The organism is Citrobacter sp. CK194 (assembly GCF_030333395.1).
Taxonomy (GTDB): Bacteria; Pseudomonadota; Gammaproteobacteria; order Enterobacterales; family Enterobacteriaceae; genus Citrobacter_B; species Citrobacter_B koseri.
This window is the reverse complement of sequence record NZ_JAOWGA010000019.1, coordinates 549845-572899: the sequence shown is the minus strand read 5'-3', so window position 1 is coordinate 572899 and position 23055 is coordinate 549845. Positions and strand designations below refer to the sequence as shown.

The window sequence follows — 23055 nt, the reverse complement described above, 5'->3', positions numbered from 1 at the left end:
TAACGCTCCCAATAACGACTCAGAAGCTGATAACACCGCCAGGATTTGATACCCTGCTGCGCAGAACCGCGCAAACACACAGTAACGGATAGAACTGAACAATGAATGACGGCAAGCAGCACCCTACCTTCCTGTTCCATGACTACGAAACCTTCGGGACTCACCCGGCGCTGGACAGACCCGCACAGTTTGCCGCCATCCGCACGGATAGCGACTTTAACATTATTGGCGAACCTGAAGTCTTTTACTGCAAGCCCGCCGATGATTACCTGCCTCAGCCAGGCGCTGTGCTCATCACCGGGATTACGCCGCAGGAAGCGCGCGACAAAGGAGAGAACGAAGCCGACTTTGCCAGACGTATTCATTCGCTGTTCACCGTGCCAAAGACCTGTGTCGTCGGCTACAACAATGTCCGTTTTGATGATGAAGTCACGCGTAACATTTTGTATCGCAACTTCTACGATCCCTATGCCTGGAGCTGGCAGCACGACAACTCGCGCTGGGATTTGCTGGATGTGATGCGCGCCTGCTATGCCCTGCGCCCGGAAGGCATAAACTGGCCGGAAAATGACGACGGATTGCCCAGCTTCCGCCTTGAGCACTTGACCAAAGCCAACGGGATCGAACATGCCAACGCGCACGATGCAATGGCAGACGTGTACGCCACCATCGCTATGGCGCAACTGGTGAAGTCGCGCCAGCCGCGTCTGTTTGACTACCTTTACACGCATCGCAACAAACATAAACTGGCGGCGTTAATCGATGTGCCGCAAATGAAACCGCTAGTACATATCTCCGGTATGTTTGGCGCCTGGCGCGGCAACACCAGTTGGGTTGCGCCGCTGGCCTGGCATCCAGAAAACCGCAACGCGGTCATTATGGTGGATCTGGCGGGCGATATGTCGCCATTACTGGAGCTGGACAGCGATACCCTGCGCGAGCGGTTATATACCGCTAAAGCCGATCTCGGCGATAACGCCGCAGTTCCGGTAAAACTGGTACACATCAATAAATGCCCGGTACTGGCTCAGGCTAATACGCTCCGCCCGGAGGATGCCGATCGTCTGGGGATTAACCGTCAGCACTGTCTCGATAACCTGAAAGTGCTGCGCGATAATCCGCAGGTACGCGATAAGGTTGTGGCAATCTTCGCTGGGGCCGAGCCGTTTACGCCGTCTGAAAACGTCGATGCGCAGCTATACAATGGCTTTTTCAGCGACGCCGATCGTGCCGCCATGAAAATCGTGCTGGAAACCGAACCGCGCAATTTGCCCGCGCTGGATATTACGTTTGTCGATAAGCGGATTGAAAAACTGCTGTTCAACTATCGCGCCCGTAACTTCCCTGGGACGCTGGATGAAACCGAACAGCAACGCTGGCTGGAGCATCGTCGTCAGGTGTTTACGCCAGAGTTTTTGCAACGGTATGCGGAAGAGTTACAGATGCTGTATCAGCAATATGCTGACGATAAAGAAAAACTGGCATTGCTGAAATCACTCTGGCAGTACGCAGAAGAGATTGTCTGAGGAGCCACGCGTCGCTTTTGCCGGATGGCGGCGTAAACGCCTTATCCGGCCTACAAACAGTGAGGAGTGTAGGCCTGATAAGCGAAGCGTAAACGCCTTATCCGGCCTGCATACAGTGAGGAGTGTAGGCCTGATAAGCGAAGCGCCATCAGGCGTTGTGCCGAAGGGCGGCCGATGACCTTATCCGGCCTACAGATTTTTGCATAAAAAAACCGGAGAACATGTCTCCGGTTTTTTACCTGTGAAAGGTCATTTCATTACTGTGCGATATCTTCGTACTGCGGTACCGGATTGCGGAAGCTTTTGGTCACGCAAGCCAGATACACCAGGCCAATACCCGCCCAGATCAAACCCAGAGTCATTGAGCTTTCTTCCAGGTTGATCCACAGTGCGCCAACAGTCAGCGCGCCGCACACCGGCAGAACCAGATAGTTGAAGTGGTCTTTCAGCGTCTTGTTGCGCTTCTCACGAATCCAGAACTGGGAAATCACGGAGAGGTTCACGAAGGTAAACGCCACCAGCGCACCGAAGTTGATCAGCGCCGTCGCCGTAACCAGATCGAAATTAATCGCCAACAGTGCGATCGCGCCAACCAGCAGCACGTTCCACGCCGGAGTACGCCATTTCGGATGAACGTAGCCGAAGAAACGCGTCGGGAACACGCCGTCACGACCCATGACGTACATCAGACGGGAAACGCCCGCGTGTGCCGCCATACCGGATGCCAGTACGGTCACGCTGGAGAAAATCAGCACGCCCCACTGGAAGGTTTTACCCGCAACGTACAGCATGATTTCAGGCTGTGATGCATCCGGGTCTTTAAAGCGCGAAATATCCGGGAAGTACAGTTGCAGGAAGTAAGACGCCGCGATAAAGATCAGGCCGCCAATCAGCGCCGTCAGGAAAATCGCGCGCGGAATAACGCGCTCCGCGTCTTTAGTCTCTTCAGACAGAGAAGAGATTCCGTCAAAGCCGAGGAACGAGAAGCACAGGATTGTCGCACCGGTAATCATCGGCACAACGTGCGCGCCTTCAGACCAGAATGGACGGGAACTTACCAGCGTACCCGCACCTTCGCCGTGAGACACGCCGTAGATAATCAGGCCGACGATCACCGCTACAATCCCCATTTGCAGAATAACAATCAGGGTATTGAAGTTAGCGACGGTCTTGATGCTGCGCAGGTTAGAGATGGTCATAAAGGCCACCAGCGCCACCACAAAGATCCACGACGGCACTGTCGGCACCAGCGCTTCAAAGTAAATTTTCGCCAGCAGAATGTTGATCATCGGCATGAACAGGTAGTCCAGCAGCGATGACCAGCCCACCATAAAGCCTACGGTCGGGCTGATGGATTTCTGGGCGTAAGTGTACGCGGAGCCAGCGGACGGGAAACGACGCACCAGTTTACCGTAGCTCAACGCAGTAAAAAGAATCGCGATCAGCGCAAAGGCATACGCCGTCGCAACGTGACCGTCAGTGAGGCCTGAGACGATACCAAATGTATCGAACAGCGTCATCGGCTGCATATAGGCAAGACCCATCATTACAACCGGAATCAACGTAAGCGTCTTACGCAATTCCACGCGAGAGGTGTTTGGAGTAACGTTATGCGACATGGTCATTCCCCTTTACGGCGAATGCCGTCGCGTAAGCAAAAAATTGCCCCATTTTCTGGATTCCTCAGCGACAACAACTGTCGGTTTTTAGTAAGTATCTATCCGGTACGAAGCCCGGCCTCTTTTATTGAATGATTGGTTTGATGCAAAAAAATAACCGACGCGTATTAAAACGTCGGTTAATGTCATTTTTTGCAAGCGGCGCATTGTGCACTAAATTAAGGCGAAATGACAAGAGAATGAGAGCCCCGTCAAAAAATATTTTTTATTAACTGTTTGATTTCCCAGCATCCCCCATTGTATAGACGCCAGCAATAGCACTATTTGCTAAAATTTTATCTCGCCACCACGCGCTGGCCAGTCCGGCCGTCTGTTCGTTCCAGCCCATCCACACCGGCTCCGACACGATCTGCGCCGCCACGTTCTTCTCAATAAGCGCACCGCTGTCCAGAAAGCGTTGCGCCAGATAGCGCGGTAAATACCCACATCCCAGGCCGCTGATTTGCAGTTCCAGTTTGGTTTTAAAATCAAAAACCGTTATAGCTTCCTGATCATCAAGCAATTGCGCGCTTGCCGAACACGCCGGATGCGTCTCATCGCCGACCACAATCGCGCGGAACCGTTTTATTGTGCGCCGACTCAACGGCTCTTCTTCCTGCACCAGTGGATGATGCGGGGCAATCGCAAAAACCTGCTCAAGCTCTCCCAGACGCGCAAAACCGAAACCACTGGCGTAGGGCGGATCGTGCATCGCGCCAACGATGATATCCGCCCGCCCCTGCGTCAGCGCCTCCCAGGAACCGCCCAGTACGCCATTTATGAATTTCAGGCGCGTTACGCTGTGATGTTGGTAGAAGGATTCAATGAGGGGAGTAAGGAGAGAAAAAGGAAACGTATCGTCCACGCCGATGACCAGTTCGTTCTCCCAGCCTTCGTGAAGTTTGATGGCCTGCTTTTCCAGTTCGCGCACGGTATGCAGAACTTCCCGGCCTTTTTCCAGCAGCATCTGACCGGTGCGGGTAAACTTAGCCCGATGCCCGCTGCGATCCAACAGTTGGATATTCAGATCGCTTTCCAGTTTATGGACGGTATAGCTGAGCGCTGACGGCGTCTTAAACAATTTTGCCGACGCCGCCGCAAAGCTCCCCTCTTTCTCTAACGCATCGAGAATCATCAGAACGTCCAGCAGTGGTTTCATACTCGCCCCCTTGCGGTGTATGGCGGTAGTCTGCTGGCGCGTCACTCCATCGGCATCACCAGCGGGTCGGGATACTGGTATTCAAACCCGAGTTCATTACAAATCCGGCTGCCATCAATAATCTTGCCTTTATCGTTACTCTGGCTTTCCAGAAAATGCGGCGGTTCCATACCCAGCAAACGCGCCATCTGCGGATAAAACACATTACGCGCCGGATGCGAAGGCGCACATATATTATAGATGTGTCCCCCTTTAGGTGCCTGTAACAGCAGAGTAATAGCGGCAATCACATCTTCCAGGTGGACCAGATTCACACCTTGCTGACCGTCAGGCGCGGTTTTACCGGCAAAGAAACGCCCCGGATGTCGTCCTGGCCCTACCAGCCCGGACAGACGCAGAATATCGACGGAGGTGCCGGGCAGATTGTGCAGCCAGTCTTCGAGTTCCTTCAGGATGCGCCCACTCGCCGTGACGGGATTACGCGGCGTAGTCTCTTTCACAATGCCGTGCACATCGCCGTACACTGACGTGGAACTGGTAAAAATGATACGCGGAACGTGATACGCCAGCGCGCTGTCGACCACTTCCTGTATTGCCTGGCGGTAAAAATCTTCCCCCGGCCCGCTACGGCGAGCGGGCAACGTAATGACCAGAGCATCCACATCCATCAGCGCATCAAGATCGTCCGTTTCGCAAACCAGCTCAGGTTCCAGGCGCAGCGGATAGCTCTCAATGCCGCTCATGCGGGCCGCTTCCACGCCATCCTGCGTGGTTTTCGTGCCAGTAACCTGCCAGCCTCTTGCCGTCAGCGACATCGCCAGCGGCATTCCTAACCATCCTAAACCGACAATTGCGACCTTTTTCATGCGTTCTCTCCTGACTTTAACGCCATCTTATCTAAGGCTACGCCAGCCCGCCGGGACTGACAATTCATACCTTCAATATGAAATGAATTAATGATGAAAAAAAGCCCTTGCTTTCCGGCGCTAAAGTGGTTTAGGTTAAAAGGCATCAAATGAATAAGCATTCATCGAGAATTTTATGACACGCGTTCAATTTAAACACCACCATCATCACCATCATCCTGACTAGTCTTTCAGGCGATGTGTGCTGGAAGACATTCAGATCTTCCAGTGGTGCATGAACGCATGAGAAAGCCCCCGGAAGATCATTCTTCCGGGGGCTTTTTTTGGTGCGCGATTCAGACCGGTTCAGACAGGATAAAGAGGAAAAAAGAATGTTAGATAACACCCGTTTACGCATAGCTATTCAGAAATCAGGCCGTTTAAGCGATGATTCACGCGAATTACTGGCCCGCTGCGGTATTAAAATCAACCTGCACACCCAGCGTCTGATTGCGATGGCGGAGAATATGCCGATTGATATTCTGCGCGTGCGTGATGACGATATTCCCGGCCTGGTCATGGATGGCGTTGTCGATCTGGGGATCATCGGGGAAAACGTTCTGGAAGAAGAACTGTTGAGCCGCCGCGCGCAGGGCGAAGATCCGCGCTACTACACCCTGCGCCGTCTCGACTTCGGCGGCTGCCGCCTCTCACTGGCCACCGCCGTCGATGAAGCCTGGGACGGCCCGGCTTCCCTTGACGGCAAGCGTATCGCCACCTCTTACCCGCACCTGCTTAAGCGTTATCTGGATCAGAAAGGCGTATCGTTTAAATCCTGTCTGTTAAACGGTTCTGTTGAAGTCGCTCCGCGTGCGGGTCTGGCCGATGCCATCTGCGATCTGGTGTCGACCGGGGCGACGCTGGAAGCCAACGGTCTGCGTGAAGTCGAGGTAATTTACCGCTCCAAAGCCTGCCTGATCCAGCGTGACGGCGAAATGGCCGAAGCCAAACAACAGCTTATCGACAAACTGCTGACCCGTATTCAGGGCGTTATTCAGGCGCGTGAATCCAAATACATCATGATGCATGCGCCAAGCGAGCGTCTGGATGAAGTCATCGCCCTGCTGCCGGGCGCAGAGCGTCCGACCATTCTGCCGCTGGCGGGCGATCAGCAGCGCGTCGCCATGCACATGGTCAGCAGCGAAACCCTGTTCTGGGAAACGATGGAAAAACTGAAAGCGCTCGGCGCCAGCTCTATTCTGGTGCTGCCAATTGAAAAGATGATGGAGTGACGGCCATGAGCTTTAATACAATCATCGACTGGAATAGCTGCAATACTGAACAGCAGCGTGCATTGCTGATGCGTCCGGCTATTTCCGCCTCCGACAGCATTACCCGTACCGTCGCAGAGATCCTGGATAATGTGAAATCACGCGGTGATGACGCCCTGCGCGAATACAGCGCGAAGTTTGATAAAACGAACGTCGCAGCGCTGAAAGTGTCCGCCGAAGAGATTGCCGCGGCCAGCGCGCGTCTGAGCGACGATCTCAAACAGGCGATGGCGGTAGCGGTAAAAAACATCGAAACCTTCCACAATGCGCAAAAACTACCGGCGGTAGATGTTGAAACGCAGCCCGGCGTTCGCTGTCAGCAGGTGACGCGCCCTGTCGCATCTGTCGGCCTGTATATCCCGGGCGGCTCTGCCCCGCTCTTCTCCACCGTATTAATGCTCGCCACGCCCGCGCGTATTGCCGGATGCAAAAAAGTGGTGCTGTGCTCGCCACCACCTATCGCGGATGAAATCCTTTACGCTGCGCAGCTGTGCGGCGTACAGGAAATCTTCAACGTCGGCGGTGCCCAGGCCATTGCCGCTCTGGCGTTCGGCAGCGAATCCGTGCCAAAAGTGGACAAAATTTTTGGCCCCGGCAACGCGTTTGTCACCGAGGCGAAACGCCAGGTCAGCCAGCGTCTCGACGGCGCGGCAATTGATATGCCAGCCGGCCCTTCTGAAGTGCTGGTGATCGCCGACAGCGGCGCCACGCCAGATTTCGTGGCGTCTGACCTGCTCTCTCAGGCGGAACACGGCCCGGATTCTCAGGTCATCCTGCTGACCCCGGATGCCGGTATTGCGCAGAACGTCGCGGAGGCCGTCGAACGCCAGTTAGCGGAGTTACCGCGTGCAGAAACGGCGCGTCAGGCATTAAGCGCCAGCCGTCTGATCGTGACGAAAGACTTAGCCCAGTGCGTCGCCATCTCGAACCAGTATGGGCCGGAACACCTGATCATTCAGACCCGCAAGGCACGCGATCTGGTGGAGGATATTACCAGCGCGGGTTCCGTTTTTCTCGGTGACTGGTCACCGGAATCCGCAGGCGACTATGCTTCCGGCACCAATCATGTGCTGCCGACCTATGGTTATACCGCCACCTGCTCCAGCCTCGGTCTGGCGGATTTCCAGAAACGCATGACCGTTCAGGAATTGTCGCAGGCGGGTTTCTCCGCACTGGCATCCACCATTGAAACGCTGGCTGCGGCAGAACGGCTGACCGCCCACAAAAATGCTGTCACCCTGCGCGTTAACGCCCTTAAGGAGCAAGCATGAGCACTGAAAATACCCGCAGCGTCACCGACTTAGCCCGAGAAAACGTTCGCAACCTGACGCCGTACCAGTCCGCTCGCCGTTTGGGTGGTAATGGCGATGTCTGGCTGAATGCCAATGAGTTCCCGACGGCGGTGGAGTTTCAGCTGACTCAGCAAACGCTCAACCGCTACCCGGAATGTCAGCCAAAAGCGGTTATTGAAAATTATGCGCAGTACGCCGGAGTGAACCCCGGGCAGGTGCTGGTCAGCCGTGGCGCAGACGAAGGTATTGAACTGCTGATTCGCGCATTCTGCGAACCGGGGAAAGATGCAATTCTCTATTGCCCGCCAACGTACGGCATGTACAGCGTCAGCTCGGAAACCATTGGCGTTGAATGCCGGACGGTTCCGACGCTGGAAAACTGGCAGCTGGATCTGCGGGGCATCGCCGATAAACTCGACGGCGTTAAAGTGGTGTTTGTATGCAGCCCCAACAACCCGACCGGGCAGCTTATCAATCCACAGGATTTACGTACTCTGCTGGAAATGACGCGCGGCAACGCCATTGTGGTGGCGGATGAAGCCTATATTGAATTCTGCCCACAGGCGACGCTGGCTGGCTGGCTCTCTGAATACCCGCATCTGGTAGTGCTGCGCACGCTCTCCAAAGCCTTTGCGCTCGCCGGTCTGCGCTGCGGATTTACGCTGGCGAATGAAGAGGTCATCAACCTGCTGCTGAAAGTCATCGCCCCCTACCCGCTCTCTACGCCGGTCGCCGATATTGCCGCTCAGGCGTTGACGCCGCAAGGCGTCAACGCGATGCGCGAACGTGTGGCGCAGATTCTGCTGGAACGTCAGTATCTGGTTAATGCGCTGAAAGAGATTGCCTGCGTAGAACAGGTGTTCGATTCAGAAACTAACTACATTCTGGCACGTTTTACCGCGTCAAGTAGCGTGTTTAAATCTCTGTGGGATCAGGGCATTATCTTACGTGATCAGAATAAACAACCTTCTTTAAGCGGCTGTCTGCGTATCACTGTTGGAACCCGCGAAGAAAGCCAGCGCGTCATTGACGCCTTACGTGCGGAGCAAGTATGAGCCAGAAGTATCTTTTTATTGACCGTGATGGGACCCTGATTGCCGAACCGCCGAGTGATTTTCAGGTGGATCGTTTTGACAAACTCGCCTTTGAACCGGACGTGGTGCCGGTTCTGCTGAAGCTGCAAAAAGACGGCTTTAAGCTGGTGATGATCACCAACCAGGACGGGCTGGGAACGCAGAGCTTCCCGCAGGCAGACTTCGACGGCCCGCACGACCTGATGATGCAGGTTTTCACCTCCCAGGGCGTACTGTTTGATGAAGTGCTGATCTGCCCGCACCTGCCAGCGGATGAGTGTGACTGCCGTAAGCCGAAGGTAAAGCTGGTTGAACGTTACCTGGCTGAACAGGCGATGGATAGCGCCAACAGCTACGTGATTGGCGATCGCGCTACCGACATCCAGTTGGCCGAAAACATGGGCATTAACGGGTTACGTTATAACCGTGAAACCCTGAACTGGACGATGATTGGTGAGCAGCTGACAAAACGCGACCGCTATGCCCACGTTGAGCGCAATACCAAAGAAACGCAAATTGACGTCAAGGTGTGGCTGGATCGCGAAGGCGGCAGCAAGATCAATACCGGCGTGGGTTTCTTTGACCATATGCTCGATCAGATCGCCACGCATGGCGGTTTCCGTATGGAGATCGCGGTCAAGGGCGACCTCTATATTGACGATCACCATACGGTAGAGGATACCGGTCTGGCGCTGGGTGAGGCGCTAAAACTGGCGTTGGGCGATAAGCGCGGCATCAACCGCTTTGGTTTTGTGCTGCCGATGGACGAATGCCTGGCGCGTTGCGCACTGGATATCTCCGGGCGCCCGCACCTGGAATATAAAGCCGAGTTTACCTATCAGCGCGTGGGCGATCTGAGCACCGAGATGGTTGAACACTTCTTCCGCTCGCTCTCCTACACCATGGGCGTGACGCTGCACCTGAAGACCAAAGGTAAAAACGATCACCACCGTGTAGAAAGCCTGTTTAAAGCGTTTGGCCGCACATTGCGCCAGGCCATTCGGGTAGAAGGCGACACGCTGCCTTCTTCTAAAGGAGTGCTGTGATGAACGTCGTCATCCTTGATACCGGCTGCGCCAACCTGAACTCGGTGAAATCCGCCGTGGCGCGCCACGGTTATGATCCGCAGGTCAGCCGCGACCCGGAGGTCGTCTTAAAAGCTGACAAACTCTTCCTGCCCGGCGTGGGAACCGCCCAGGCGGCGATGGATCAGTTGCGCGAGCGTGAGCTTGTCGAATTGATTAAGGCTTGTACTCAGCCCGTTCTGGGAATTTGTTTAGGCATGCAGATCCTCGGGCGCCACAGTGAAGAGACAAACGGCGTCGACCTTCTGGGTATTATTGACCAGGACGTCCCGAAGATGACCGATTTTGGCCTGCCGCTCCCGCATATGGGCTGGAACCGCGTTTACCCGCAGGCGGGTAATCGTCTTTTCCAGGGCATTGAAGATGGCGCCTGGTTCTACTTTGTTCACAGCTACGCTATGCCCGTAAATCCGTGGACCATTGCTCAATGCAACTACGGCGAACCCTTCACTGCGGCAGTGCAAAAAGACAATTTCTTCGGCGTGCAGTTCCACCCGGAACGTTCCGGCGCCGCTGGCGCGCAGTTGCTGAAAAACTTCCTGGAGATGTGATGATTATTCCGGCATTAGATTTGATCGATGGCACCGTAGTGCGTCTCCATCAGGGCGACTACGCCCGGCAGCGTGATTACGGTAACGATCCCCTTCCCCGCCTGCGGGATTATGCCGCCCAGGGCGCCGAAGTACTGCATCTGGTCGATTTGACCGGAGCGAAAGATCCGGCCAGACGGCAGATCCCACTGATTAAAACGCTGGTCGCGGGTGTGAACGTGCCCGTGCAGGTTGGCGGCGGCGTGCGTACTGAAGACGATGTTGCGGCGCTGCTGGACGCAGGCGTTGCCCGCGTGGTGGTCGGCTCCACGGCGGTCAAATCTCCCGAGGTGGTCAAAGGCTGGTTTGAGCGCTTTGGCGCTGACGCGCTGGTGCTGGCGCTGGATGTGCGTATTGATGATCGGGGCAACAAACAGGTTGCCGTCAGCGGCTGGCAGGAGAACTCCGGCGTTTCGCTGGAAGAGCTGGTCGAGACTTATCTGCCGGTTGGCCTGAAGCATGTACTGTGCACCGATATCTCCCGTGACGGCACGCTGGCGGGTTCCAACGTCTCATTATATGACGAAGTGTGCGCGAAATATCCGCAGATCGCCTTTCAGTCTTCCGGCGGAATTGGCGGGATTGAAGACGTAGCCGCTCTGCGCGGCACGGGCGTTCGCGGCGTGATTGTCGGCCGCGCCCTACTGGAAGGTAAATTCACCGTTAAGGAGGCCATCCAATGCTGGCAAAACGTATAATCCCTTGCCTGGACGTACGCGATGGTCAGGTGGTAAAAGGCGTACAGTTCCGCAATCATGAAATCATCGGCGATATCGTCCCGCTGGCAAAACGCTATGCCGATGAAGGCGCAGACGAGCTGGTGTTCTATGATATTACCGCTTCCAGTGACGGGCGCGTGGTTGATAAGAGTTGGGTGTCGCGCGTCGCGGAAGTGATCGACATTCCATTCTGTGTCGCGGGTGGCATCAGGTCTATTGATGACGCCGCTAAAATCCTCTCTTTCGGCGCCGATAAAATTTCCATCAACTCCCCTGCGCTGGCCGACCCAACGCTGATCACCCGTCTTGCTGACCGCTTTGGCGTACAGTGCATCGTCGTGGGCATTGATACCTGGTTTGATGCCGAAACCGGCAAGTATCACGTCAACCAGTATACCGGCGATGAAAGCCGTACTCGCGTGACGCAGTGGGAAACTCTCGACTGGGTGCAGGAAGTGCAAAAACGCGGGGCCGGTGAAATCGTGCTTAACATGATGAATCAGGACGGCGTGCGTAACGGTTACGATCTGGAGCAACTGAAAAAAGTCCGTGACGTCTGTCATGTACCGCTGATTGCCTCCGGCGGCGCGGGCACGATGGAGCACTTCCTTGAAGCCTTCCGCGATACCGATGTCGACGGGGCGCTTGCTGCCTCCGTCTTCCACAAACAGATTATTAATATTGGTGAATTAAAAGCGTACCTGGAAGCACAGGGCGTGGAGATCAGGATATGTTAACAGAGCAACAGCGCCGCGAACTCGACTGGGAAAAAACCGACGGATTGATGCCGGTTGTCGTGCAACATGCGGTATCCGGTGAAGTATTGATGCTGGGTTACATGACCCCTGAAGCGCTGGATAAAACAATCGAAAGCGGCAACGTCACTTTCTTCTCACGAACCAAACAGCGTTTGTGGACCAAAGGCGAAACATCCGGCCACTTCCTGAAGGTAGTCCGCATTGCGCCGGATTGTGATAACGACACACTGCTGGTGCTGGCCAATCCAATTGGACCAACCTGTCACAAAGGCACCAGCAGCTGCTTTGGGGATGCCAGCCATCAGTGGTTATTCCTGTATCAGCTTGAGCAACTGTTAGCCGAGCGTAAAACCGCCGATCCGGCAAGCTCTTACACGGCGAAGCTTTACGCCAGCGGCACCAAGCGTATCGCGCAGAAAGTGGGTGAAGAAGGTGTCGAGACCGCGCTCGCCGCAACGGTACATGACCGTTTTGAGCTGACCAATGAAGCCTCCGACCTGATGTACCACCTGCTGGTGCTGCTACAGGATCAGGACCTCGATTTAACGACCGTCATTGAGAATTTGCGTAAGCGTCATCAATAGCTTCTGATGCGAAAAAACCGGGCAATGCCCGGTTTTTTGTAGGTCGGATAAGCGTAGCGCCATCCAGGATAACAATAAATTAATGCGCTTTCGGCTTATAGTTACGTAACGCATTACGTCCCAGCACCACACCCGCACCAATCATCCCGCCCAGCAATACCGCCAGAACCAGTGTAATTGCCTTTTTCGGACTGTCACGACGAATTGGTAGCGTCGGCTTCATGACGTAACGGTAGGCGTGAATGGATGCGGTTTCGATTTTCAGATTTCCGATATCCAGCAGATTTTGCTTGGTCTGATAGTAGGCGCCAGAGAAAACCAGCGGACGCGTGGCCTCGTGTTCGATCATTGATTTCAGCGCATCACTACCAAGAAGGAACATACTGTCCTGGGTGACATCCTGAGTTTGTTGAATTTGTGGCTTTATCACATTCGCCTGTTCCGCATAACGCAATGCTTCCTGAATTTGCTTGATACGCAAATCTTTTTGCTCCTGCGCGACCACTTCCTGCGTTTTTAACGAGTCCTCAAGCGTAGTTGTCTGCAACTTGATGTTATCTTTTAGATCCGCGTCCAGTTCTTTCGCAACGCTCTCATCTACCTGCTGGATATACTCTGCCAGCTGGCGTTGCGCTCCTTCCGCAGACTCTCCAACGTAAGAAACAGCCAACGGCAATGATTGACCCTTAACAGAAGGGGTAATAGTTAATTCTTCAGGTTCTTCCTGATTATCCAGAGCTGCTGACAATGCGGAAAAGGCGGAGCTAAAGCGACCGATAAAGCCAGTCTGGATATCCGCAACTTTCGGAGCGTTATCGCCATACAAAACGCTCATCGCATTATTATAAGTGGCAATCTGCCCCACATCCGGCTGGGTGATGATGGCGGTAGAGGTCCATTTCTCTTTCGCTACCAGGATGTAACCAACAGCCAATAGAATTGCGACAATGACACACACAAAGATTGTCATTTTTCCGCGCCACAATTGCATCATTAAATCAATCAAATCAATCTGTTCCGGGTCATTACTGCGCCCGGTAGCATTGTTATTGTTCACTGTCATCAGTACCCTAACTAAGAAAATGCTTAAGCTGGAGACAGTGTAGTCATAAACATCGTTAATGCTATAGGATTATTGATAAAATTTACGGATTATTTCAAACACTTTGATAGCCAATCAGGGGCTATTGTAGCCCCAATAACAGAAGGTTAATCACTGCCAAAGAGATCGCGTGTATAAACTTTGTCCTGAACATCCAGCAGTTCAGACGCCATGCGGTTGGAGATAATCACGTCGGACTGCTGTTTAAACGTATTCAAATCACGTTCAAGGCGGGAATTAAAGAACGACGCTTCCTTCATAACCGGTTCGTAAATAATAACTTCCACACCTTTAGCTTTGATACGCTTCATAATCCCCTGAATTGAAGACGCACGGAAATTATCAGAACCGCTCTTCATAATCAGACGATAGATGCCCACCACTTTGGGTTTTCTGGACAGGATGGCATCTGCAATAAAATCTTTACGCGTCCGGTTCGCATCCACGATCGCGGAGATAATATTGTTTGGTACTGACTGATAATTCGCCAGAAGTTGCTTCGTATCTTTCGGCAGACAATAACCGCCATAACCAAATGAAGGATTGTTGTAATGATTGCCAATACGAGGATCCAGACACACACCTTCAATAATTTGTCGGGTATTCAGTCCTAAACTTTCCGCATAGCTATCAAGTTCATTAAAGTAAGCAACGCGCATCGCAAGATAAGTATTAGCAAAAAGCTTAATCGCCTCTGCTTCCGTCGAATCGGTAAACAGGGTTGGTATGTCCTGTTTTATAGCGCCTTCCTGTAGCAAAGCAGCGAATCGCTCCGCACGCTCAGAGCGTTCACCAATCACAATCCGCGAAGGATGCAAATTATCATAAAGTGCTTTACCTTCGCGCAGGAACTCGGGGGAGAAAATGATATTCTGCGTATTAAATTTTTTACTCATCGTTGCGGTGAAGCCAACCGGCACCGTTGACTTGATCACCATCACTGCCGATGGGTTAATCTCTGTCACATCCTGAATAACTGATTCTACACTTGATGTGTTGAAATAATTTGTTTTTGGATCATAGTCGGTTGGTGTTGCAATAATGACATAATCAGCATTTTGGTAGGCGGATACCTTGTCTAAGGTTGCTTCAAAATTAATATTCCCGGACGCTAAAAATTGCTGTATTTCTTTATCAACAATCGGAGATATCCGATCATTTAGCATTTCTACACGTTCGGGAATAATGTCTAACGCGGTAACCTGGTGATGCTGTGCGATAAGCAAACCGTTTGACAGACCAACGTACCCGGTTCCAGAAATGGTGATTTTCATTTCACGCTCTCAGAATTAACTTAATTATGCATCATGATGTTTATACATCCTGATAAGATATAAAAGTTTTAACGCCTGAATGAATATTGTGTCAATGAAGGCTAAAACAATTCAGATTTTCTTTATCAGGTTAAACATTAATTATTAAGTTAATATTAAGCAGTAAAAATAAATCAATCAGATTAGGGACAAAAAAAAAAGCCCGGTGAATCACCGGGCTTTTGATGCGAATCAGGAATTACTCCAGCCATTCAGTATGGAAAACGCCTTCTTTATCAGTACGCTTATACGTATGCGCCCCAAAGTAGTCACGCTGCGCCTGGATCAGGTTCGCAGGAAGAACGGCTGCGCGATAGCTGTCATAGTAGGCAACAGCGGCAGAGAACGTCGGAACCGGGATACCATTCTGCACGGCATACGCAACCACATCACGCAGCGCTTGCTGATAATCGTCCGCGATTTTCTTGAAGTACGGTGCCAGCAGCAGGTTAGCAATACCCGCATTTTCTGCATATGCGTCGGTGATTTTCTGCAAGAACTGTGCACGAATAATGCAGCCGGCACGGAAGATCTTCGCAATTTCGCCGTAGTTCAGATCCCAGTTGTATTCGTCAGAAGCGGCACGCAGCTGGGAAAACCCTTGTGCGTAAGAGACGATCTTGCCAAGGTAGAGCGCGCGACGGACTTTCTCGATAAATTCCGCTTTGTCACCCGCAAGCTGCGCTTTAGGTCCCGACAACACTTTAGACGCTGCGACACGCTGCTCTTTCAGAGAAGAGATATAACGTGCAAAAACGGATTCCGTGATCAGCGACAGCGGCTCGCCCAGATCCAGAGAACTCTGGCTGGTCCATTTACCGGTGCCTTTGTTCGCCGCTTCATCCAGAATCACATCAACCAGATATTTACCCTCTTCATCCTTTTTGGTGAAGATGTCTTTGGTGATGTCGATCAGGTAGCTGTTCAGCTCGCCTTTGTTCCACTCAGTGAAAGTCTCTGCCAGCTCTTCGTTAGACAGATTCAGGCCACCTTTCAGCAAAGAATAGGCTTCTGCGATCAGCTGCATGTCGCCGTATTCGATACCGTTGTGAACCATTTTCACATAGTGACCGGCACCATCGGCACCAATATAGGTCACGCAAGGTTCGCCATCTTCTGCAACTGCGGCAATTTTAGTCAGAATCGGCGCAACCAGTTCGTAGGCCTCTTTCTGACCGCCAGGCATGATAGATGGGCCTTTCAGCGCCCCTTCTTCACCACCGGAAACGCCGGTACCAATGAAGTTAAAGCCTTCAGCAGAAAGTTCGCGATTACGACGGATAGTGTCCTGGAAGAACGTGTTACCACCATCAATGATGATGTCGCCTTTATCCAGATACGGCTTCAGGGAATCGATAGCAGCATCAGTGCCCGCCCCTGCTTTCACCATTAACAGGATACGACGAGGCGTTTCAAGGGATTCAACAAACTCTTTTACCGTGTAGTAAGGCACCAGTTTTTTGCCTGGGTTTTCGGCAATCACTTCTTCGGTCTTTTCACGGGAGCGGTTGAAAACGGAGACGGTATAACCACGGCTCTCGATGTTGAGCGCCAGGTTGCGCCCCATCACTGCCATACCGACGACGCCGATCTGTTGCTTGGACATTACATACTCCTGTCAGGTGTGGATACCCCGCCGTAAAATGGCGGCGAGTAAAGTGAAGAACATGTTAACTCAGGTTAGAGGCCAGAAGGTAGCAATAGATGTCCTCTTCAGAATGAACTTAATGCACATAAAATGCAGTTTCTGCTACATCAATATGCACCATCTCTATGGAGGACTACCTTCACTGTTTTGAAAAGAATAGCGATGTCATTCCACAGCGACCAGTTCTTGACATACCAGGAGTCAAAGTAGACTCGGGTATCGTAATCCACATCGTTACGTCCACTTACCTGCCACAACCCTGTCATTCCCGGTTTCGCCATTAGATAGTAATCAACATTCTCATCATAGCGTGGTAACTCTTCAGAGATAATCGGACGCGGGCCAACCAGACTCATTTGACCTTTCAGCACATTAAATAACTGAGGCAATTCATCAAGACTGGTTTTACGAATAAATCGACCGACAGGAGTGATTCGCGGATCGTTTTTCAACTTAAAGTCACGCTCCCATTCTTCCCGTGCAGCAGGATCGGAATCAAGGAGCTTTTGTAAAACCTCCTGCGAATTCATCACCATTGAGCGAAACTTATAGCAAGGGAAAAGCTTACCGTGACGCCCTACTCGCATATGACCGTAGATTGCCGGACCACCATCACGGGTAACTTTGTACCAAAGATAAATGAGCAGTGGCGAAGAAATTAAGATAATCAGTGATGAACAGACAATATCGAAAGTCCGTTTAAGGAAACGAGATGTCCGTTTTGCCAGATTATTATGAATACGCAGCAACATGACTTCATGACTAAAGATGAAAGACATATCGGTATTATAAAGTGGTAACCCGCGCAGGGACGGAATAACCGTGACAGAACGGCAGTCCTTCTTCGATAGTTCGCGCAACCAGTTAATGGTCTTATCGCTGTTTTCCATTTCAAAAGCTACAATGAAATGAATATCGCCTGTTTTCTTCATTTCCCAAAGAATATTGGGGTCCTGAAGAACCGGCAGTCCCTGTAGCGTTGCCTCTGTACACTCTTCGTCATAAAATGCGACAACATCAAAGCCAAGCATTTCCTCACTTTGCAGTGCATAATAAGCTTCCACTGCATTACTTCCGCTACCCATAATGACAGTCTTTTTCTTCCAAATCCCAAGACGATTAAGAAGTTGTTTGGTCATTGCTCGGAAAAGCGGCAGCAGAATTAATGCAAACGTCCAACAAAAGACCCATACATACCGAGAAAATTGCCATTTAGAAAAAGCGACCAGCGCCAGATCAAAAACAGCAAAGATCACAATAGTGCGGATAATCTCCTTCAATTCAAACCAAAAGGGTTTGCGATAGGAATAATGTCGCAACCGAACCCAGAACCATCCCACACATATCAAACTCAGGATGACATGAGAAATTATGCGCATCTCTAGTTGAGCATCGGGGATAAAACGATAAAGATCGTTAAAAATCCAGTATACACAACCAATAGAGAGGGCCAGTGATAAGTTAAAAAATATAAAATCCGATGCTGCGAGAAAAACCTTGCATAGCAATGGATTATATTTATTCAAAAAATTATCCGTATCCATGACAACACCTGACGTTAGCGAGGATTTATATTAAATACAGGCATTGGCTCCTGACTCTTTTGACATTCAAGGAATTTATTTGCAACATCAATAGCTTCACGAATAGTGACATCCATATCCAGATAGCGGTAGGTACCAAGACGCCCGACAAAAGTGGTATTGCTTAATTCCATCGCTTTATCCAGGTAGCGATTGAGCAGTTCTTTTTCCTTAACCATACGGATCGGATAATACGGAATATCATCTTCGGTGCAGAAGCGACTAAACTCACGATAACATGTTGTTTTTTCGTGTGACTCCCAGGGTGAGAAATGCTTATGCTCAGTGATTCGGGTATAAGGTACATTTTCTTCGCAGTAGTTGATAACAGCCGTTCCCTGGTAGTCACCTTCTGCTGAGAATTTTTCGAAATCCAGCGTGCGATAACCCAGACGCCCCTCACTAAAGTTAAAGTAACCATCCAGCGCGCCTGACCAAAATACATGCTGGTAGGCCCCACTCTCGGTAGCTGAAAACTCAGTATCTGTTCTTATTTCAATCAGTTCGTGATCAAGAATTTTTCCAACCATATCGGTATAGCCATCTCTGGGCATCCCCTGATACTGGTGGTTAAAATAATTGTCATTATAGTTAAAACGAAGCGGCAAGCGTTTCAAAATACTGGCTGGTAACTCCGTCGGCTCACAACCCCATTGTTTACGCGTATAGCCTTTAAAGAATGCTTCATACAGTTCCCGACCAATCATGCTGATGGCCTGTTCTTCAAAGTTTTTCGGTTCGACAATAGATTTGTCAGCTTTAGATTCGATGAAAGCACGGGCTTCATCCGGACGCATTGTTTTATTGAAAAACTGATTAATCGTATGCAGGTTTACTGGTAGTAAGTAAACATTGCCTTTGTAAATGGCCTTCACACGGTTGGTGTAAGGCATAAACTGTGAATACTGATTAACGAAATCCCAAACTTCTTTATCATCTGTATGAAAAATATGGGGACCATAAACGTGCAACATGACGTTGGTCTGCGGATCACGTTCTGAATGACAGTTACCAGCAATATGAGAACGTTTGTCAAAAACAACAGACTCAATCCCTTCCTCTGCTAATAATCTCGCAATAACCGCACCAGAAATACCTGCGCCCACTATAGCAACTTTCATTTTTTACCCCAGAAATGTCGTTTTAATAATCCAATGCCTTTCAGTAAAATATTTTCGCCATCAATATTCACTACTGGCATATATTTAATGCGCAAGTTTTCGCGATGATGATGAAGCCAGACATTGAAAAGACGCTCTGCCATAAAACCAAAAACACGCTTTTGGTAAGCATCGTAATTTTGGTAGTCAATTTTTTGCTCAAGCGCAAAAAGTACCGGGAAAAGCCATTCAAAGTATTCATCGATCAATGACTTTTTACAAACAAACATATTATACAAACTAATTTTTGTCCCACCCATAATAGAGTCAAAATCAGACAAATATTCCGGGTGCTGTAACGCAATCTCATCACGAAGCTGAGTGTAGTCAGACTCATGGTGGGCATGAATGTAATGGTTTTTAATCGATGTGATGTAATAATTTCTCGGTCTGGCAATCAGGATATCAGCTTCTTTCAGCAACGCCATCATCTCTTCTGGTGATGCGATGCGCTTTCCCTTAACCTTCAAATCACTTTTAGAAGATGCGAAATAGCGGCGGTAGTGCGCCAAGCCCACAACGTCTTCCTGAGAATTCTTCCAGATCCAGTAGGCTGCTGTCAGTTCACAAAATGAAGAGTTTAAATTTGATATATTATTTCCCGAAGAGTCCAGTACAAAACTCTCAGCAATAAATTCATCCGCAAAACCAACCTTAATAGGCATGAATTTTTCATTAATTGGAAAATCAAAGCGTTTATGTGACACTATAAATATTTTCATTTCTTAACTACCATCCAACACTAATATTTATTTTTTAATTTTTGAGTATAAGTAGTAGGCAATGTAATTAACAGAGCAACCACGAATAGAGAGTAAGCCATATTATGATAAAATGCACTTATATAAATAGATAAAAGAGAAAATGATAATAGATTCCTTTATTCGTATCTGTAAAGACAAATTAAGAAAACAATTGCACCGATAGCATAGCACCAAAGTCATAAAATAATTTAACAAAATCATTATGAGGCATGATATCATATCCATAGATATCAATTAACATATTGCGAGCTGACTCCGCACCATGACCAAAAATATACTGAGTTAAAGATGAATTATTTGAAGCATCAAAAATATGTTCTTGAATAAGAGTCCTTGCTTCATAAGATTTATCATCGTCTCCCTCATATCCACCTAAAAAAAATAGTCGTATGCTTAGTAATTAATGCGTATGCAATATAAGATAACGAGAAAAAATTATTATACCAAATGATATAACTTTCTTTAGCTTCATCGCTATTTTAGAAAAACAATAAAGAGATATGATCCCCAATAATACAACTAAAGCTAGTCGCGTTTCCGAATAGAAAATAAAGAAGGACAAAATAATAATACAACACACTTTAGTAAAATTATTCTTTATAAACTCAAACGCAAATACTACACCGCATAATGCATAGACGGAGTAATGTGTAGGGCTTAACGAAAAACCTTTGAATCTTGCACCATCATCAATATATGATGAATGGAAAATAGGGTCTAACATTATCCACCCCATTAAATTGCCATATCCATATAATAAATGTAATAAAAACCCCCAAACCTGCCATTCTAAACTTGTTAAAATAACAACACAAATAAATCAATATCAAAAAATCAACAAAAGCAAAATACAGTACCTCAAAAAAATGTCCAAAATTGGTATCTACTACAGGAATTGCATAGTAAAAAGGATAAGTAAAAATTAATGTTAAAATTAAACCTCTGAGTCAAAGAATATATATTTCCACTTTATTCCGAATTAATATAGAATATATTTTCTACATTCTTTAACGGTTTACTTTTTCCATAAAAATCTCTAATTTCGCTTCCTATTTCAGCCACATTGTAAAATGGGGTAATATTCAAATCAGAATAGACTTTTTTGTATAACTCATCTAAATCCGATGTAGAATAAAATATTATATTTACATCAAAAAATCTTGCTTCAAATGCCATCGTTGAAAATGGTGTAATTAATATATCATTCGGGCAGAGTGTTCGGATAAACTCATAGCTACTTATATTGTTTATTGAAAAACCATATTTTTCATAGTCTGTATAATCTCTTGGATGTTTTCTAATAATCAATTCTACTCCGTTTTGCTTTAAATGCTCGTGTAATTCGGTAGCAAAGACTATCTGACTTTCAGCTGCCGCCTTACAAGAATGAGACATAAAAGCCTGAGTCACAAAATAGACATGGCCTCCGCTAATAGCATCACTACCACTTAAGGTTTTTTGTTTTTTTATCTTTTCAAGCCAAGGCGGAGGAATAAGCTCAATGTTCTCTTGCTTTGCGCTTCTTGCAAGAAGAAACTTTATGTTTAAGGCTGATATAGTGAATATTTTATCGCATTGAAAATTATTAATAGTCAGAGGCAAATGGTATTTTTTTAACATAAGATACAAATGATCAGAAAACCCTTTGTAATTTTTCGAGTCAGCAAAAAGGCCTCGCAAATAAGAATAGTGTTTAATTCTGAAGGCTGAAAATATATTTACCAGCCTATGTTTTAACATAGGATAACCAGAGAAAACAATATCTGGTCTATATTTCACGATTGAGTAAATCAAAAAAGCTAATTGTTTTAATTTATTGATAAACCTGAACTTACCGAGTTGATATTGAACTAATTTATACTTAGTTGCTTCATCGCTATCATTTAAGAGACCTACAGGGCAACAGATTATTATAGTAGAATAATCTTTATATATATTTTCAAGTTCTAATATCTCATAAATTTCTTCTTTAACTTCACTATCAATAAGATATTTCAAAGCAAAACCCTTTTGACGTATTTAACAAAATATGCCTTCATGAAAAATAACAACAATGTAGAAAACAATACACCACATGCTACACCAGTACTTTGGAAAAAGTAACCTAGAATATATTGCATCCCTACACCAAAAACAAATGACACCAGTGTTGAATAAAGTATAATCCTATCTTTCTTTCTGGCATAAAGCTCATAGTGATAGATTAGCCCAAAGGAATATATAAATGTGGATGAAATTAGAATATAAAATATAACAATAGAGTTCATAAAGTCTTTTTTATCCAAAAAGTAACACATCACAGGCATAAAAGCAGACAATAATATTAAAACTCCACCACCTATTTTAAATACACTAACTTTAAATTGCGCAAGGATAGAATTATATTTCTCATTATCTTTGGAGTTGAATGCGTTAACTAACTTAGGATAAAAAATCATAATAACAGCAGCATCAACAAATGCAATCAACGCATTTGCCATATTACTAAAGAATGAATATATAGCCAGATCTTGAGTGGATGACATAAACTTTAAAAAATATCTATCACTAACAAAAATGGCTCTAAGCATAAGAGTCGCAAGAAGTAGAGGAATTGCTATTTTAACACCCTGCCATATCCAAGGAATATTAATTCTCCAAAAAGAAGTTCCACGCCATTTTGTGTATTTTAATTCGGTTAATGAATAAGCAATAGCGACAACATTAGCACTAGCCCAAAAAATCAAAAGATTATTTAACGATACACAACTATCATTATATGAATATGCAATATATAAATAAATCCAAGAGGCTGTTCTTAAAAATAGTTGAAAATTAGCCTTTAGCGCATGACCATTAATAACAATCAACCTCATGAACTCTTGG

The 23055-nt window shown here is 48.2% G+C and carries 21 protein-coding genes, 1 pseudogene and 1 other annotated feature; of the genes and pseudogenes, 10 read left to right on the top strand and 12 right to left on the bottom strand.

Annotated elements, in window-relative coordinates; translation table 11 throughout:
• Positions 1–101: 101 nt before the first annotated feature.
• Entirely contained in the window at positions 102–1526 is a 1425-nt protein-coding gene (gene sbcB, locus OGX80_RS18740) for an exodeoxyribonuclease I (protein WP_115181438.1), read from the top strand.
• A 257-nt stretch (positions 1527–1783) separates the two neighbouring features.
• Here the strand turns inward: sbcB and OGX80_RS18735 are convergent, their stop codons facing one another.
• The 4 genes and pseudogenes from OGX80_RS18735 to OGX80_RS18720 all read right to left on the bottom strand — a co-directional run bounded on the left by OGX80_RS18735 (position 1784) and on the right by OGX80_RS18720 (position 5209).
• The gene (locus OGX80_RS18735; protein ID WP_024130202.1) at positions 1784–3145 is read right to left on the bottom strand and encodes an APC family permease; all 1362 of its coding nucleotides are present in this window, start codon (positions 3143–3145) and stop codon (positions 1784–1786) included.
• Entirely contained in the window at positions 3135–3197 is a 63-nt protein-coding gene (gene yoeI, locus OGX80_RS18730) for a membrane protein YoeI (RefSeq protein ID WP_099433339.1), read from the bottom strand. Before yoeI ends, OGX80_RS18735 begins: the two co-directional genes overlap by 11 nt.
• A gap of 161 nt (positions 3198–3358) precedes the next feature.
• Positions 3359–4343 (bottom strand): annotated as a pseudogene (locus tag OGX80_RS18725) (LysR family transcriptional regulator).
• Between the two features lie 41 nt (positions 4344–4384).
• Positions 4385–5209: an SDR family oxidoreductase gene (locus OGX80_RS18720; protein ID WP_049009132.1), complete on the bottom strand. Its 825-nt coding sequence runs from the start codon at positions 5207–5209 to the stop codon at positions 4385–4387.
• Between the two features lie 175 nt (positions 5210–5384).
• Here OGX80_RS18720 and hisL point away from each other — a divergent pair, with 175 nt between their 5' ends.
• From hisL to hisIE, 9 genes are all read left to right on the top strand, one after another.
• Positions 5385–5435, top strand: coding sequence for a his operon leader peptide (gene hisL / locus OGX80_RS18715; protein WP_001364200.1), 51 nt, complete (start codon positions 5385–5387; stop codon positions 5433–5435).
• Positions 5411–5535: a sequence feature (His leader region), on the top strand. (Overlaps the previous gene by 25 nt.)
• 45 nt (positions 5536–5580) lie before the next feature.
• Positions 5581–6480, top strand: a complete 900-nt coding sequence (gene hisG / locus OGX80_RS18710; protein ID WP_058669367.1) for an ATP phosphoribosyltransferase — start codon at positions 5581–5583, stop codon at positions 6478–6480.
• A 5-nt stretch (positions 6481–6485) separates the two neighbouring features.
• Entirely contained in the window at positions 6486–7790 is a 1305-nt protein-coding gene (gene hisD / locus OGX80_RS18705; RefSeq protein ID WP_049009130.1) for a histidinol dehydrogenase, read from the top strand.
• Positions 7787–8866 carry a histidinol-phosphate transaminase gene (gene hisC, locus OGX80_RS18700; protein WP_115181437.1) on the top strand — a complete coding sequence of 360 codons (1080 nt, stop codon included), beginning with the start codon at positions 7787–7789 and terminating at the stop codon, positions 8864–8866. Before hisD ends, hisC begins: the two co-directional genes overlap by 4 nt.
• On the top strand, positions 8863–9930 hold the full coding sequence (hisB, locus tag OGX80_RS18695) for a bifunctional histidinol-phosphatase/imidazoleglycerol-phosphate dehydratase HisB (protein ID WP_115181436.1): 1068 nt from the start codon (positions 8863–8865) through the stop codon (positions 9928–9930). The genes hisC and hisB overlap by 4 nt, the downstream gene beginning before the upstream one ends.
• On the top strand, positions 9930–10520 hold the full coding sequence (gene hisH, locus OGX80_RS18690; protein ID WP_071258894.1) for an imidazole glycerol phosphate synthase subunit HisH: 591 nt from the start codon (positions 9930–9932) through the stop codon (positions 10518–10520). The genes hisB and hisH overlap by 1 nt, the downstream gene beginning before the upstream one ends.
• A complete protein-coding gene (hisA, locus tag OGX80_RS18685) occupies positions 10520–11257 on the top strand; it encodes a 1-(5-phosphoribosyl)-5-[(5-phosphoribosylamino)methylideneamino]imidazole-4-carboxamide isomerase (protein ID WP_047462648.1) in 738 nt (245 codons plus the stop codon). The genes hisH and hisA overlap by 1 nt, the downstream gene beginning before the upstream one ends.
• Positions 11239–12015 carry an imidazole glycerol phosphate synthase subunit HisF gene (gene hisF / locus OGX80_RS18680; RefSeq protein ID WP_012131735.1) on the top strand — a complete coding sequence of 259 codons (777 nt, stop codon included), beginning with the start codon at positions 11239–11241 and terminating at the stop codon, positions 12013–12015. The genes hisA and hisF overlap by 19 nt, the downstream gene beginning before the upstream one ends.
• Positions 12009–12620, top strand: coding sequence for a bifunctional phosphoribosyl-AMP cyclohydrolase/phosphoribosyl-ATP diphosphatase HisIE (gene hisIE, locus OGX80_RS18675; RefSeq protein WP_047462646.1), 612 nt, complete (start codon positions 12009–12011; stop codon positions 12618–12620). The genes hisF and hisIE overlap by 7 nt, the downstream gene beginning before the upstream one ends.
• 79 nt (positions 12621–12699) lie before the next feature.
• Here hisIE and wzzB read toward each other — a convergent pair whose 3' ends face one another.
• The 8 genes from wzzB to OGX80_RS18635 form a co-directional block, all read right to left on the bottom strand.
• Positions 12700–13683 carry an LPS O-antigen chain length determinant protein WzzB gene (gene wzzB, locus OGX80_RS18670; protein WP_115181435.1) on the bottom strand — a complete coding sequence of 328 codons (984 nt, stop codon included), beginning with the start codon at positions 13681–13683 and terminating at the stop codon, positions 12700–12702.
• A gap of 146 nt (positions 13684–13829) precedes the next feature.
• Positions 13830–14996, bottom strand: coding sequence for a UDP-glucose 6-dehydrogenase (gene ugd / locus OGX80_RS18665; RefSeq protein ID WP_047462643.1), 1167 nt, complete (start codon positions 14994–14996; stop codon positions 13830–13832).
• Between the two features lie 238 nt (positions 14997–15234).
• Entirely contained in the window at positions 15235–16641 is a 1407-nt protein-coding gene (gnd, locus tag OGX80_RS18660; RefSeq protein ID WP_058669375.1) for an NADP-dependent phosphogluconate dehydrogenase, read from the bottom strand.
• A gap of 149 nt (positions 16642–16790) precedes the next feature.
• Positions 16791–18227, bottom strand: coding sequence for an undecaprenyl-phosphate galactose phosphotransferase (locus OGX80_RS18655; protein ID WP_012131730.1), 1437 nt, complete (start codon positions 18225–18227; stop codon positions 16791–16793).
• A 14-nt stretch (positions 18228–18241) separates the two neighbouring features.
• Entirely contained in the window at positions 18242–19387 is a 1146-nt protein-coding gene (gene glf / locus OGX80_RS18650; protein WP_115181434.1) for a UDP-galactopyranose mutase, read from the bottom strand.
• A complete protein-coding gene (locus OGX80_RS18645) occupies positions 19384–20148 on the bottom strand; it encodes a DUF4422 domain-containing protein (protein WP_115181433.1) in 765 nt (254 codons plus the stop codon). The genes glf and OGX80_RS18645 overlap by 4 nt, the downstream gene beginning before the upstream one ends.
• Positions 20149–21159: 1011 nt before the next feature.
• The gene (locus OGX80_RS18640; protein ID WP_115181432.1) at positions 21160–22188 is read right to left on the bottom strand and encodes a CDP-glycerol glycerophosphotransferase family protein; all 1029 of its coding nucleotides are present in this window, start codon (positions 22186–22188) and stop codon (positions 21160–21162) included.
• Entirely contained in the window at positions 22185–23045 is an 861-nt protein-coding gene (locus tag OGX80_RS18635; protein ID WP_142757145.1) for a lipopolysaccharide biosynthesis protein, read from the bottom strand. Before OGX80_RS18635 ends, OGX80_RS18640 begins: the two co-directional genes overlap by 4 nt.
• Between the last annotated feature and the right edge of the window lie 10 nt (positions 23046–23055).

Bases quoted from the DNA above. Each gene is read 5' to 3' on its own strand.
- sbcB (WP_115181438.1), top strand. From the start codon at position 102: ATGAATGACGGCAAGCAGCACCCTACCTTCCTGTTCCATGACTACGAA.
- OGX80_RS18735 (WP_024130202.1), bottom strand. From the start codon at position 3,145: ATGTCGCATAACGTTACTCCAAACACCTCTCGCGTGGAATTGCGTAAG.
- OGX80_RS18720 (WP_049009132.1), bottom strand. From the start codon at position 5,209: ATGAAAAAGGTCGCAATTGTCGGTTTAGGATGGTTAGGAATGCCGCTG.
- hisG (WP_058669367.1), top strand. From the start codon at position 5,581: ATGTTAGATAACACCCGTTTACGCATAGCTATTCAGAAATCAGGCCGT.
- hisD (WP_049009130.1), top strand. From the start codon at position 6,486: ATGAGCTTTAATACAATCATCGACTGGAATAGCTGCAATACTGAACAG.
- hisC (WP_115181437.1), top strand. From the start codon at position 7,787: ATGAGCACTGAAAATACCCGCAGCGTCACCGACTTAGCCCGAGAAAAC.
- hisB (WP_115181436.1), top strand. From the start codon at position 8,863: ATGAGCCAGAAGTATCTTTTTATTGACCGTGATGGGACCCTGATTGCC.
- hisH (WP_071258894.1), top strand. From the start codon at position 9,930: ATGAACGTCGTCATCCTTGATACCGGCTGCGCCAACCTGAACTCGGTG.
- hisA (WP_047462648.1), top strand. From the start codon at position 10,520: ATGATTATTCCGGCATTAGATTTGATCGATGGCACCGTAGTGCGTCTC.
- hisF (WP_012131735.1), top strand. From the start codon at position 11,239: ATGCTGGCAAAACGTATAATCCCTTGCCTGGACGTACGCGATGGTCAG.
- hisIE (WP_047462646.1), top strand. From the start codon at position 12,009: ATGTTAACAGAGCAACAGCGCCGCGAACTCGACTGGGAAAAAACCGAC.
- wzzB (WP_115181435.1), bottom strand. From the start codon at position 13,683: ATGACAGTGAACAATAACAATGCTACCGGGCGCAGTAATGACCCGGAA.
- ugd (WP_047462643.1), bottom strand. From the start codon at position 14,996: ATGAAAATCACCATTTCTGGAACCGGGTACGTTGGTCTGTCAAACGGT.
- gnd (WP_058669375.1), bottom strand. From the start codon at position 16,641: ATGTCCAAGCAACAGATCGGCGTCGTCGGTATGGCAGTGATGGGGCGC.
- OGX80_RS18655 (WP_012131730.1), bottom strand. From the start codon at position 18,227: ATGGATACGGATAATTTTTTGAATAAATATAATCCATTGCTATGCAAG.
- glf (WP_115181434.1), bottom strand. From the start codon at position 19,387: ATGAAAGTTGCTATAGTGGGCGCAGGTATTTCTGGTGCGGTTATTGCG.
- OGX80_RS18645 (WP_115181433.1), bottom strand. From the start codon at position 20,148: ATGAAAATATTTATAGTGTCACATAAACGCTTTGATTTTCCAATTAAT.
- OGX80_RS18635 (WP_142757145.1), bottom strand. From the start codon at position 23,045: ATGAGGTTGATTGTTATTAATGGTCATGCGCTAAAGGCTAATTTTCAA.